Here is a 12,094-nt window from a genome sequence, read left to right as displayed (position 1 = left end):
TAACTTATGTAATTATATAATTTTTTGCTATTATGAATTGCATAGTGTTAGTATAGTTAAAACAAAGGAGGAAGTAATATGAAATATAGAATACTTGGAAGTTTATTTTTATCATCAACACTTATTTTAGCAGCATGTGGGAATGGATCAGACAGTTCAGATTCTGATACAAAATCAGAAAAGAAAGATGACACTAAAAGTTCTAGTCAAGTCGTAAAAGACTTACAAAGCAATGCTAAAGATGTTAAAAGCTATCACACTGATAACAAAATCGAAGTTTCTGCTAAAGGCGAAGATAGTCAAACTGTAGAAGTTGGCATGGATGTTGATGAAAAAGAAACAGCAAAATTAGATATGGACCAAGCTGGTCAGAAAATGTCAATTTATGTACAAGGCGATAAAATGATTGCTAAAGTAGATGACCAATGGGTAGACTTATCTTCTCAAGTAGAAAATATGAATATCGATAGTTCTCTAGATCAATTAAATTATGAAAAATACGCTAAAACTTTAAGTGCTTTTAAAGATGCGAAAGCTAAGAAAGTTGACGATGGATATGAACTTACATATGACATCAAAAACAAAGAAGATTTCACTAAATTAGCAAACGCCTCAGGTAACAAAGATCAACTAGAGCAATTTGAATCACAAGTTGATAAAGTTAAAGGTAACGCTATATTGAAAGTAAATAAAGATAATCAAATTGATTCATACAAATTAAATGCTAAATTAACTAAAGATGACGAAACTGCTGATATGAAGACAAACGTCACTTATAATAAGTTAAACGAAATTGATGAAATTAAGATTCCAGATGAAGCAAAAGACGCTAAAAAGATAGAAGACTTACAAGGCGGATCATCTAGCTCATCAAGCAGTAGTTCATCTAACAGTTCAGATAAAGCATCATAATTAGTAAAGACTCGAGGTAAATGCCTCGAGTCTTTTTTGATTTGGACAGGTGCCTTGTGAACACTTCTCGCCAAACTTGTTCATAACGGGGGTGTTAGTTACAAAAGTCAGCCGAAGTGTTACTATGGATGGCCTTAATTACAAAACTCGACTGAAATGTAACTATGGACGGCTATAATTACAAAACTCAGCCGAAATGTTACTATGGAAAGCCTTAATTACAAAACTCGACTGAAGTGTTACTAACACACTCAGTATTTACACTTCTCACCAAATCTGCTTATAACGACACCAGTATTTGCACTTCTTGCCAAAACTGCTTTTAACGACACCAGTATTTACACTTCTCACCAAATCTGCTTATAACGACACCAGTATTTGCACTTCTTACTAAAACTGCTTATAACAGTCTTCCATTACGACTACTTCTATACTCATTTCACAAAAAAGACTCGAAACATGTGTCTCGAGTCTTCTTAATCACTATTTTTCTTCTTGTTTATCTAATTTTTCATCTAATGCTTTGATTGAAAGTGACTTATCTGTATCTTGGTATTTATATACGATATAGTACTTTCCTTCTGTTTTAAGTTCATTATAGAAATCTGCTATTATACGTGCATTACTTTGTGCCCATTTGATATCTGTTGCGTATTGATGTATGCCAGGTTTCTCTGGGTTCCATCTCATACTATATAATGTATTTTGTTCTGGGTTTGATAAATAATGATCATGTATAAATTTCGCGCCACCTGATATGGCTTTTTGAGGTGTATCCCAGCCTCTTTTTTTAGCGTAATTTGCGCCTGTTCCGATAGGATCACTGTCTAAAGCACCGACACCATAAAAGTTATAATACTTTTTACCATCTGATTCTTCTTTAGATTTAGTTACTTTCCCTTTGTCGGTTAACATGACACCATTTGCTAATTCACTTTTGTTATTACCTGTTTCTAAAATAGCGTGAGAAATTAAATACACTTCATTGACATGCTCTTTCTTAGCAGCATTTAAAAATTCTGTTGTATAATTTTCTAATACTTCTTGTTTTCTTAACATATGATGAATTCGTTTTTCTTCAATTCCTTGATACTCTGATAAGTTCAAGAATTGATATACTTGTTTTTTATCATTTAAGATTTTTTCTACATCCATCACTTCATAAATTTCGCTTCGTGTTGCATTTTTCCAATTGCCTGACTCTGTTGCTACTTGCATTTTCGTATCATTTTTATATTGTTTATTTACTGCTTTACTTAAAGTTAATGGGACTTCTACATTATCTTCTTGTTTATCTACTTCATAAAATTTTAAATGATCTGAAATCAAATAATAAAACAGGCCAACAATAACTAACAAGACTATTGATAATATGACTAAATTTTTAATGGTTTCTAGCCTGGCATTTTTCATCGTTTCACCTCTAAATTTGTAAACCACCATCAATTATAATTTATTACCTAATTTTTACAATTGTATTAAAGTTTACTCTTTATATTCTATAGGATAAGGACTTATTATTCAAAAATAAGAATGTTACGTTTTAATTACTATTATATTTCAACAAAAAAAGCAAACATGCTTTGAAAGTATGTTTGCTTATTTATAAGTTGAATAATTCATAAATATAAATGACATTGCCGCTGATCTATTCTTATAGTTATAGTGGCTTAAATTGATTGTACCCTCTTCTTCGCCATTTCTATAATTCATAAATCTGTTTACGTTGTTAATCATTACAAAATCTGCGTTATCTCTTATCGTATTCAAGTCATTATTTCTTGCAAAAAAGTGTTCTAAATTTAGATGTTCGTAATCCATATGATGAGCCTCCTAATCTTTGCCCCAATAAAACATATGTCCATATATATATCCAAATATACACGTTTGAAGTGAAAATGTAAATCATTTCAATCTATGTTTTTATAAGTTATTTTTAAAGATAAAGTCTTTATTTTTTAAAATAATCTCATGAATTGTGGTATATTTTAAAGTTTGCTCTATTTTATGGTATATTGTTAATTTTTAATGTACTTCTTAATTATTTACAATACGTTTATCCGGAAATAACCGTGTGCATGCTCACCAAAGAGGACAACATGAAACAACACAAATTTGAACATTACTATAACCAATATAAAAATATGATTCATTATTTACTACAACGATATCAAATCAAATATGGTTACGAAGATTATTATCAACTATTATTAATTAAACTATGGACTGAAATAGAGCGTTATGATTTTTCAAAGACCGCTTCACTAGATAAATATTTATATACTAAATTAAAATATTACCTCATTGACTGTATAAGAAAACAAAGTAAAGATTCATATCGTATATTACCCACTTCAAATCATGAAATGTTAGATCAAAGCTTCATTCAAACTCATCAATTTGAAACGTTTAGTATGTTAGAAATTTTATCACAAGATGAACTCATGTGGTTAAAACTAACATTACAAGGTTTCTCAACCCAAGAAATTGCGATATATTTAAATAAAAGTGAATCCTCCATTAAGTATTATCGTAAAAATGCGCGACGTAAATTGAAATCACATTTTTTAATTTAATTACAAATATTTCTTCAAAAATTACAATATTTTTTCGCAAAATTCAAGTAACATGTTATATAGGAGGTGCGACATATGACTTTGATCAATCCTAATATGACATTACTGAAATACTCTGATGATTCAGCTTATAGATTCCAAATTGAATATTTAAATCAATCAACTGTTTATACCAATCACTCTATCCCCTATCTTATTAATGACGCACTAAAAATTGAAGGGGCAAGTTTAAAATCAAGAGAACATTACGCTAAATATGTCTTAAACATTTCTAAACTTCTTCCCATTCTCATCTATGCCTCTGAAGATTTCGTATTATTTCCAACAAGCGCAAAATCTAACTATAATTATATGCTCATTAACAGCAAACACATTGTTCATATCGACGCATACAAACATTACACTAAATTGTTATTAATTAATCAGCAAACTAAAGTCATATATCATGAATATCCTATAATCAGTAGGAAACTCGGTGAATCATTAAGACTCATTCAGTTTCAAAAGCATCATCTTTACAGTCAAAATCCTTCTGTAAATATTAAAAAAGTCGTTACGCACTAATTGCGTAACGGCTTTATTTGTCATTCTATATTAACTTGCTACTTACACCTGATAACAATGCTTGGTATGCACTATTAAAGAATGTCAGCAGTACTTCATCTCTTCTAATGATACTTTCTAAATCTTCTTCATAGATTAAAAAGCTTCCATCTTTACCATTATATTCAGCATATGATGGCTCTACTTGTTTCAAGTTGATTTTATCTTGTTTAAAAGGATTAATCTTTATAATATAATAAGGAGACTCTCTATATTTATCTCCAAAGTAATAACAAAGTGATACAGTATACTCATCATTACCTTCTACATAAAAAATAGATGTTACATCAAATTTATCCCAAAACAAACCTGTTTTGACATCTTTAATATTTCTCGAATGTAAAAATTGATAATGATCATATTGAGCTTGCTGCATTAATCTTAATGCATGATATGCAGTCTTTGGATTAAAGATTCTTTCTTTATCGTCTTTATCTAGCGTTTTTTCATATGGAATATTATATGGATTCGTATTGATTGTGATATCAATGCCGTTATCATGCAATGTATCAAATATAAATTGATAATATTCTTGAATCGTACGTCCTGATTTGACGATCATAGTTTCTTCTTTTTCATCAATTTTAACGACTATTAACTGATCAATTAAATCTAAGTTAATTTCAAATGTATGATTGTCCTTTTTTAATTCGCCTGTAGATAACCCAACTTGATTAACTGTTAACATGACGTGCTTATATAACGGTTCAGGTGTATTCACAGCTAAACAACATTTCCCCATAATTTGAACAATATATCTTATTGTTGCACGTGTATCACGCCATTCATCAAAATATAACAAGCTCATCTACAACACCCCCTAGTCAGTAATCTATGAAAATTCTTTAAATCTTCTAGCAATTAGCAAACGCCTTGTAAAGAATGCATTTACCCATTTGATACCTTTATAACCTATATAAAATAGTACAATACCTAAGACAAGATATAAGGCTTGTAATGTTATTGCTTCACCAATTGGTTTTGTAAAATATAAAGTAAATGTCCCCAATATCAACAAAGCAGCTGTTATTAAAATGCCTGCCATTAAGACATTTCCAAATAATAAGCCACCTAACGTAATCACTTTATACAAACTACTTGGTGGTGTTGCTTTATCAATAATTTCTTTTTCAACAAATTCATTCACAAATTTACTTGGTTTACCATATTCATCGATTAAATTTTTATCTGCATGATGGTTTAATTTTTCATGTGCTAAATTTTTTTCTTTTTTATTTATAAACCAAAGCTTTTTATAAACAATGGATTTATATTGTTCGTTATTCATTACACACCTCTAAAATTCATTAATATTTTAATTATAACATTAATCAAACTATACGTTGATTATTTTTCAAAATTGCTATATTGAAGGAGTGACAATGATGTTTAATTTTACTCTCAACCATATTTCATACGAAAATAAATGGATTTATCATAATGAAGACGCATCGATTATATATGTCACAAACGGTTATATCAATATTTTTTATCATACATCGAATTACGTAATGACATTGAATAAAGGATTTTTGTGCATTGTACCATTTGATGAATATAGTTTTATTTATGCAATTAATGGTCAAATATGTATACTTAATATTAATAAATTAATGGTATATACATTAGCTTCAAATATCTATGATTATTTCTTACTCAAAAATTTCTTTCCCATTATTCAAACATACAAATTTGATAAAGTAAGTGATCACTTAAACATTCTTAACATACTTGCACCATATCATAAAGAACATTTAACGACGACCATTTCAAAGAGTATCATTACGTTATTAGATGATATTAAACAGCCACCCTATTCTAAAATTCCTATTAACGATTCTTATGTAAGTCATCACCATCACAATCAATATGGGCAATGTCATTTGTTTGAAGCTACTGTTGCACTTATATTCAATACAAATCAATCTATTTCAGACATAGCTATAGAATATGGTTTTTATGACCAAGCTCACTTTACAAAGGTCTTTAAAAATCACCGAAACATGACGCCGCTTCATTTTAGAAAAAGATACAATGTATATTCACATTATAAATAGCGATTGATAATTTCTCCTGCCTCTAAATTCTTCGCTAAAATATTTAATGAATCAAAATTCAAATCTTCTGTAATTTCATGCGTTATAACGATTACATCCATTCCAGCTTCTATTGCAGCTTGTGCACCATTCGTCGTATCTTCAATTGCTAAACACTTATCTGGTTCTACATTAAGATCATGTGCTGCTTGAATATATAATTCTGGATTGGGTTTAACAAACGCAACATCTTCACGCCCTTTTATAACATCGACATATTGATCCAATTCTAATCTTTGTACGTTAGGCATAATATGCGCTTTATAACTACTAGTTGCTATACCCATTTTTTTCTGGTTTTCACGACCATAATCTATTAATTCTTTGACCACTGGTTTTATAGGTAAAGATTTCGTACCTTCATAATGATCTTCAAACATCTCTTCTAAAGCTTTTTTCGAACCTAATGCATTTAATATTTTATCATTTAATTCTTCTGATACTGATCCGATAGAAGCTTTATATTCATCTAAACTTATCTTTTCGTTATTCTTTTGATCAATATGTTTATTTAGAGTATTAAATAAATTAATTTCTGTATCTATTATCGTACCATCAAAATCAAATATTATTGCATCGTACATGTTTAAACACTCCATTCTAAAAAATAAGAGACTAGGACTATTCTTAATCCCGGTCTCTTATTTTGATTATAAATCTTCTGATTTAAGTGTCAATTCTAAACGATCGATAATGTTCTCTAATTGAATTAAACTCAGTGATTTTTCCAGTGCAATGCGTTCTCTATTTGTCGCTAAATATTGCACGATTTCATGTAATGGAATAATGGATCCTTTTTGTGACCCGTTCTCTTCAATTATAAATAAACCATCTGACTCATTTAATTTTAATTCATCTTGTTTAGCATTAGATAAATCATTCTTGAAATATACTGAACCATGCGGAAAATCATGATACTTTCTCTCTTCTAAAGAAATAACAGCATCGTGTATATTCTCTTGATTTAATCCTGTGTAAAATTGATTAATAATTTGTGTACGATTATCGTTATCGTTGAATAATTTTAGGTTTGTTAACATAGTCATTCACCTCATCCCGTTGCTTATATTTTAACATTTTAAACTGAATATTTAGAGTATTTTATTATTACATTTTCAAGTCATTTATTACATAATTTTTTCGGTTTTCACGAAAGGTTCAAAAATTACGTCGTTTCCATATTGTAATTTATTCCAAAAAATAATAACGTTAAATAGAAGTTATACATTAATTGAAATAGAGGTTGAGTACATGAACAAAAGTTTTAATCCATTGAGACGTTTACATTTTTATGCAGCTTTCTTTATCACACCTTTATTATTAACACTCTCACTTACAGGTATTGGTTATTTATTTTATACAAATGTAGAAAATAATATTTACCATGATGAATTTTTTAAAGATAGCACTACGAAAGGTCATCAATCATTAGATGATGCTATTCAAGAAATTAGAGATGTATATAAAGGATACGACATTCAAAAAATTAGTATTATGGATGAGCCATACAATAACAGAGTTACAATCGGGAATGAAGATGGAGATTCACGCTATATTTTCTTGGATGAACATAACCAAAGAGTTGCAAACCAAAACGCTAAATATACATATTCCAACGTATTAAGAGAAACACATAGTTCTTTATTTGTTGGTGGTAGTTTTGTAAATTATTTAGTTGAGCTAGCCGCATGTTGGACAATTTTTATGATTATATCAGGTATTTATTTAACTTTTAAATCAAAAGCATTGAAAGCAACTAAAAAGAAATCATCATTCTTATTTAATAGAAGATTACACGCAATCATAGGACTTATTATTGCTATCCCTATTTTTATAATCGTATTAACTGGTCTGCCTTGGTCAGCATTTATGGGTAAACAAATTAACCAATTTGCCGAAGATCATCCAAAGCTCGGTTATTCAGCGTTAAAAGCTAACCCACCAGAATCAGAAGATAATGAATTACCTTGGGCAACGCGTACTAAGGAGAAACCTTCATCTAAAAAAGATCCACATGCAGAACATCATGGTTCTACCAGTAATGTAATTGGTACAGATGGACAACAAAGTTTAGAAAATATTATCGCAGATGCTGAAGAAAATGGCATTAAAAAGCCATTCTCTATCGTTTACCCTACTGATGAAAAAGGTGTATTTACCGTTTCGAAAAGTAGTAATACAGGCGTTACAGGATTAGATGTTCCACCTAAAGAGGAAACGACAGCATATTTCGATCAATACTCAGGTAAACTTTTAGATAAAGTAGATTATGATGATTATGGTATTATCGGTAAATGGTTCAGTTTCGGTATACCTTTACATGAAGGTCACCTATTTGGAACTGCAAATAAAATCATTAACCTATTAGTTTGTTTAGCCTTTATTGGCGGCATTACATTTGGTTTCTTATCATGGATGAAACGAAAGAAATCCAACTCATTTAGCGCACCAATAAGAACTAGTAATCAAGTTCCAATTGGACTCATTGTATTCTTAGTTATATTAGGAATCGCAATGCCATTATTCGGATTATCGCTAATTCCAGTCGCTATTATAGAATTCTTCTTATGGAAACGACATAAAAAATTAAATACATTATAAATTAATAAGCATATCACGCAACTGAAATTAAATTCAGATAACACGTGATATGCTTATTTTTACAAATATTTAAATGCATTCATATATTCATTAAACTTAGCTATTAGCTTCGTCATAATCATTACAAACTGCTTCAAGTAAGTGTCTTAAATCATAATCATCCATATCATCAGGCACTCTTACTTTTATAAGATGATTTTTATCAGTAATAACATGAAAATAATGATGGTCATTCTCATATCCTTTTCCTAGTATTTGCATGAATAACATCCCCTTAGATATTTATCAAACACTCATATACTAATAATATCATACTTATTTAATTTATTTTAATATTTTAATTTCATAATAAATTGATTACAAGTTGGGCTCAGGATGAACATAAGAAGAATATGCGCCTGCTTCTTTTAATTGTTGTTCAACTAAATCACAAATATCATGGGCTTCATCTAGGGTTAAATCTTTATCGACAATGATCGTTACATCAAGAAAGACACTATTACCATGATAACGCCCTTTTATAGACGGTACGTCTAATACGCCCTCTATATTTTCAATTTCTTCTATATAATTATTTAAATCTTTTTCATGAAAACCATCACTCAACGTGAATATCGATTCTTTAAAAATCGTAAAACCAGTATAAACAATAATAAAGCCTAGAATGACAGCAAGTATAATATCAATTATAGGTAGACCAAACTGTGTAAATATAAGACCAATACCAGTACCGATGCTGACTAACGCATCAGACAGATTGTCTTTTGCTGCTGATTTTAATGATGTACTTTTAGTTTTAATCGCTAACTTCCAATTAAATAAATATACTAAAATCATTATAATACCACTTATAAAACTGACCCATATTGTCAGTGTGCTAGGTTCACTATAGTCACCTTGAAGTAATTTAGGAATGTTGCTAGAAATAACTTCTATCCCAACAAACATAATGATAAAAGATACAATCAAAGTTGTAATATTTTCAGTCTTCATATGTCCGTAAGGGTGATTTTTATCAGCAGGTTTGATTGAAATCTTCAAACCTATAAGTACTGCCACAGAAACAAATATATCTGTTAAGTTGTTTAAACTATCCGCCTTTAATGCAGATGAATTATAAGTTGTACCAACTACAAATTTCAAAATAGAAAGAATAATATAAGTAACCAAACTTATATATGCGCCACGTTGTGCAATTCTCAAATTATTTGCCATTTCCAACACTCCAATTTTTTCACTGAAATATGATTATATAACAAAATTTGAGACAAGTTAATGAATTAGTTATCGTAAAATAATATAAATTAATTCGCATATTTATGTTTTAGGTATACCTATATTTCAAATACATATTCTCTTATAATATATTATTAATATATCTAAAAATTTTCAATATATGTTCTTATGATATTTGTTACTATGGACGCCCTTAGTTACACTTCGCCCGACTTTTCTAACGCCTAAAAATCATTTTTCTTAGCAAACTAAAAACCCAGCAAAGTTAGATAACTTCGCTGGGTTTGATGAACTTTATTCTTATAAAATGCTTAATCCGCTTGCTTTAATATCTTTAGCAAATCCTTGAACTGTATCAACAGATAATTCATTAATATCTCTTCCGATATTTGGTACTTTTGCTACCACATCTTTAGGACAAGTAATGATATCTACGCCGATTTCGTCTGCTTGAATAACATTAAATAATTCACGGCAACTTGCCCATAATAATTTAACGCCCTCTTTACTATGACAAACTTTTTCTGCTTCTTTCATTAATGGTAGTGGATCTACACCTGTATCAGCAATTCTACCTGCGAATACAGAAACATATGTTTCAACACCTGGTTTAATTGCTTCTACTATTTCTTTAACTTGTTCAATTGTATAAACAGCAGTGACATTAACTTTAACATCATTTTCTGATAATTTTTTAATTAAAGGAATCATTGATTCACCTTTTGTATTTACAACAGGAATTTTGACAAATACGTTTTCACCATATTGTTTTAAAATTTCTGCTTCTTTAGCCATTGTTTCTATATCATCTGCAAATACTTCAAATGAAATCGAAGCATCTGGTATTGCTTTAACCACATCTTCAGCAAATGTTTTATAATCCGTTACACCTGCTTTTTTCATTAAACTTGGATTTGTTGTAAAACCATCAACTTCTTTATTCTGATAGGCTTGTTTCATTTCTTCAATGTCCGCACCATCAGCAAAAACTTGTACTTTAAGATTACTCATGAATTTCATTCCTTTCTACTTGTTGTGCATTTATCGTACCATAATTTGCAATCGCTTACTAAACTATTTGATTAAAACAACAATATCCAAGTTATTTTAAATGTATTTTGAAGTGCTTTATGGCATAATAAGAATTAATAATAATCAAATAATATTTTTTAAGTAATATAAATATAATTGCTTAGGTGGTGTATTTTGATGGCTGATAATATAGAAACAATAAAGCATTTCAAACTTTATACGACTGGTTCATTTTTAGGTGACGAAGCAGTCATCAATAATAGCCCTACGAGCCGAGTTGAGCGGTACTATATTTTTTCCTATTATTTAGAAATTAACGATTTCAAAATACTCATTAACACAGGCTTTTCAGAACATGTTAAACCAAGTACTGATTTAAAAACTTTAAAATTATTTCGCAGACAAGACTATAAAGTGTATGAAACTTTACCAAGCCAATTATTAAAAGACCATATACACCCAGATGAAATTGATTATTGTATTATCACAAACTTTTCAAGCCATCATCTCGGTTATTTAAACGCATTTAAAAATGCAACTATCATAACCTCAAGTGAAGCTTATCATGATTTTATTACACAACAAGTTTCCAACAACAACCTTCAATTAAGCTTTCATGTTATGCCAAATAACTTTAAAGAACGCATTGAATTTGTAGAAGATTTTGTACAAACTGAACATCCTATTTTGGGTAAAGGATATAAAGTCTTTAATCAAGATGCATTAGTTAGTTTTGATTTGCCAGGAGCCATGCCAGGTCAATTCGGCTTAATGATGACATTCTCTAATTTAATGATTTTTATGTGTAGCGATGCCGCATGGTGCCGTTCAAATATTCAAAAGAATGACCTTCCTACTAAAAGATTGTTGCGCAAAGCATACAACGGCGAACTTTTCATTGAAACCCATTTAAAGCTTATTGATTTAAAAGAAAATGCGAATACCTCTCTTTTCATCATTCCTAGTCATTGTAAAAAAATGGACGACTTTGAAGAAGTAATGGAATTATTAGATGCAATAAAATAATTTATGTGATAA

15 protein-coding genes are annotated in these 12,094 nt (G+C 29.6%); 6 read left to right on the top strand and 9 right to left on the bottom strand.

Annotated features, from left to right (window positions below):
- The first annotated feature begins 78 nt into the window (after positions 1 to 78).
- Entirely contained in the window at positions 79 to 912 is an 834-nt protein-coding gene (locus tag LQ675_RS06215; RefSeq protein ID WP_048539531.1) for a DUF6612 family protein, read from the top strand.
- 483 nt (positions 913 to 1,395) lie between these two features.
- On the opposite strand, the gene sagB is transcribed toward LQ675_RS06215, so the two are convergent.
- Positions 1,396 to 2,325: a peptidoglycan release complex glucosaminidase SagB gene (gene sagB, locus LQ675_RS06210; protein WP_239727446.1), complete on the bottom strand. Its 930-nt coding sequence runs from the start codon at positions 2,323 to 2,325 to the stop codon at positions 1,396 to 1,398.
- 186 nt (positions 2,326 to 2,511) lie between these two features.
- Positions 2,512 to 2,733, bottom strand: a complete 222-nt coding sequence (locus LQ675_RS06205; RefSeq protein ID WP_025905232.1) for a hypothetical protein — start codon at positions 2,731 to 2,733, stop codon at positions 2,512 to 2,514.
- A gap of 278 nt (positions 2,734 to 3,011) precedes the next feature.
- Here LQ675_RS06205 and LQ675_RS06200 point away from each other — a divergent pair, with 278 nt between their 5' ends.
- Together LQ675_RS06200 and LQ675_RS06195 are read left to right on the top strand one after the other, a co-directional pair.
- Positions 3,012 to 3,488: a sigma-70 family RNA polymerase sigma factor gene (locus tag LQ675_RS06200; protein WP_048539529.1), complete on the top strand. Its 477-nt coding sequence runs from the start codon at positions 3,012 to 3,014 to the stop codon at positions 3,486 to 3,488.
- A gap of 75 nt (positions 3,489 to 3,563) precedes the next feature.
- Entirely contained in the window at positions 3,564 to 4,052 is a 489-nt protein-coding gene (locus LQ675_RS06195; protein WP_239371996.1) for a competence protein ComK, read from the top strand.
- A 25-nt stretch (positions 4,053 to 4,077) separates the two neighbouring features.
- Here LQ675_RS06195 and LQ675_RS06190 read toward each other — a convergent pair whose 3' ends face one another.
- Entirely contained in the window at positions 4,078 to 4,899 is an 822-nt protein-coding gene (locus LQ675_RS06190; protein WP_075578047.1) for a DUF5996 family protein, read from the bottom strand.
- Positions 4,900 to 4,923: 24 nt separating this feature from the next.
- The gene (locus LQ675_RS06185) at positions 4,924 to 5,379 is read right to left on the bottom strand and encodes a hypothetical protein (protein ID WP_152291569.1); all 456 of its coding nucleotides are present in this window, start codon (positions 5,377 to 5,379) and stop codon (positions 4,924 to 4,926) included.
- A gap of 97 nt (positions 5,380 to 5,476) precedes the next feature.
- Here LQ675_RS06185 and LQ675_RS06180 point away from each other — a divergent pair, with 97 nt between their 5' ends.
- Complete coding sequence (locus LQ675_RS06180) at positions 5,477 to 6,148, top strand: helix-turn-helix domain-containing protein (protein ID WP_048539526.1); 672 nt, start codon at positions 5,477 to 5,479, stop codon at positions 6,146 to 6,148.
- Here LQ675_RS06180 and LQ675_RS06175 read toward each other — a convergent pair.
- Entirely contained in the window at positions 6,139 to 6,771 is a 633-nt protein-coding gene (locus tag LQ675_RS06175) for an HAD family hydrolase (RefSeq protein ID WP_048539525.1), read from the bottom strand. The two genes, LQ675_RS06180 and LQ675_RS06175, sit on opposite strands and share 10 nt — an antisense overlap.
- Before the next feature lie 66 nt (positions 6,772 to 6,837).
- Positions 6,838 to 7,227, bottom strand: a complete 390-nt coding sequence (locus LQ675_RS06170; protein ID WP_048539524.1) for a hypothetical protein — start codon at positions 7,225 to 7,227, stop codon at positions 6,838 to 6,840.
- Positions 7,228 to 7,438: 211 nt separating this feature from the next.
- Here LQ675_RS06170 and LQ675_RS06165 point away from each other — a divergent pair, with 211 nt between their 5' ends.
- Complete coding sequence (locus LQ675_RS06165) at positions 7,439 to 8,788, top strand: PepSY-associated TM helix domain-containing protein (protein WP_048539523.1); 1,350 nt, start codon at positions 7,439 to 7,441, stop codon at positions 8,786 to 8,788.
- Between the two features lie 96 nt (positions 8,789 to 8,884).
- Here LQ675_RS06165 and LQ675_RS06160 read toward each other — a convergent pair whose 3' ends face one another.
- The 3 genes from LQ675_RS06160 to LQ675_RS06150 form a co-directional block, all read right to left on the bottom strand.
- Positions 8,885 to 9,049, bottom strand: a complete 165-nt coding sequence (locus LQ675_RS06160) for a hypothetical protein (RefSeq protein WP_167401694.1) — start codon at positions 9,047 to 9,049, stop codon at positions 8,885 to 8,887.
- 96 nt (positions 9,050 to 9,145) lie between these two features.
- A complete protein-coding gene (locus tag LQ675_RS06155; protein ID WP_164960879.1) occupies positions 9,146 to 10,009 on the bottom strand; it encodes a cation diffusion facilitator family transporter in 864 nt (287 codons plus the stop codon).
- A gap of 315 nt (positions 10,010 to 10,324) precedes the next feature.
- Positions 10,325 to 11,035, bottom strand: a complete 711-nt coding sequence (locus LQ675_RS06150; protein WP_048539521.1) for a transaldolase — start codon at positions 11,033 to 11,035, stop codon at positions 10,325 to 10,327.
- A 198-nt stretch (positions 11,036 to 11,233) separates the two neighbouring features.
- Here LQ675_RS06150 and LQ675_RS06145 point away from each other — a divergent pair, with 198 nt between their 5' ends.
- Complete coding sequence (locus tag LQ675_RS06145; protein WP_048539520.1) at positions 11,234 to 12,082, top strand: MBL fold metallo-hydrolase; 849 nt, start codon at positions 11,234 to 11,236, stop codon at positions 12,080 to 12,082.
- Positions 12,083 to 12,094 lie beyond the last annotated feature (12 nt).

This window comes from Mammaliicoccus sp. D-M19 (assembly GCF_022386695.1).
In the GTDB taxonomy this organism is placed as follows: Bacteria; Bacillota; Bacilli; order Staphylococcales; family Staphylococcaceae; genus Mammaliicoccus; species Mammaliicoccus sciuri.
The sequence above is the reverse complement of the archived record's forward strand: the minus strand, read 5'-3'. Positions and strand labels throughout refer to the sequence as shown.

Excerpts from the sequence above, each read along its gene's own strand:
- LQ675_RS06180 (WP_048539526.1), top strand. The coding sequence starts at position 5,477 with ATGTTTAATTTTACTCTCAACCATATTTCATACGAAAATAAATGGATT.
- LQ675_RS06170 (WP_048539524.1), bottom strand. The coding sequence starts at position 7,227 with ATGTTAACAAACCTAAAATTATTCAACGATAACGATAATCGTACACAA.
- LQ675_RS06205 (WP_025905232.1), bottom strand. The coding sequence starts at position 2,733 with ATGGATTACGAACATCTAAATTTAGAACACTTTTTTGCAAGAAATAAT.
- LQ675_RS06145 (WP_048539520.1), top strand. The coding sequence starts at position 11,234 with ATGGCTGATAATATAGAAACAATAAAGCATTTCAAACTTTATACGACT.
- LQ675_RS06165 (WP_048539523.1), top strand. The coding sequence starts at position 7,439 with ATGAACAAAAGTTTTAATCCATTGAGACGTTTACATTTTTATGCAGCT.
- LQ675_RS06215 (WP_048539531.1), top strand. The coding sequence starts at position 79 with ATGAAATATAGAATACTTGGAAGTTTATTTTTATCATCAACACTTATT.
- LQ675_RS06150 (WP_048539521.1), bottom strand. The coding sequence starts at position 11,035 with ATGAGTAATCTTAAAGTACAAGTTTTTGCTGATGGTGCGGACATTGAA.
- LQ675_RS06200 (WP_048539529.1), top strand. The coding sequence starts at position 3,012 with ATGAAACAACACAAATTTGAACATTACTATAACCAATATAAAAATATG.
- LQ675_RS06190 (WP_075578047.1), bottom strand. The coding sequence starts at position 4,899 with ATGAGCTTGTTATATTTTGATGAATGGCGTGATACACGTGCAACAATA.
- LQ675_RS06185 (WP_152291569.1), bottom strand. The coding sequence starts at position 5,379 with ATGAATAACGAACAATATAAATCCATTGTTTATAAAAAGCTTTGGTTT.
- LQ675_RS06195 (WP_239371996.1), top strand. The coding sequence starts at position 3,564 with ATGACTTTGATCAATCCTAATATGACATTACTGAAATACTCTGATGAT.
- sagB (WP_239727446.1), bottom strand. The coding sequence starts at position 2,325 with ATGAAAAATGCCAGGCTAGAAACCATTAAAAATTTAGTCATATTATCA.
- LQ675_RS06175 (WP_048539525.1), bottom strand. The coding sequence starts at position 6,771 with ATGTACGATGCAATAATATTTGATTTTGATGGTACGATAATAGATACA.
- LQ675_RS06160 (WP_167401694.1), bottom strand. The coding sequence starts at position 9,049 with ATGCAAATACTAGGAAAAGGATATGAGAATGACCATCATTATTTTCAT.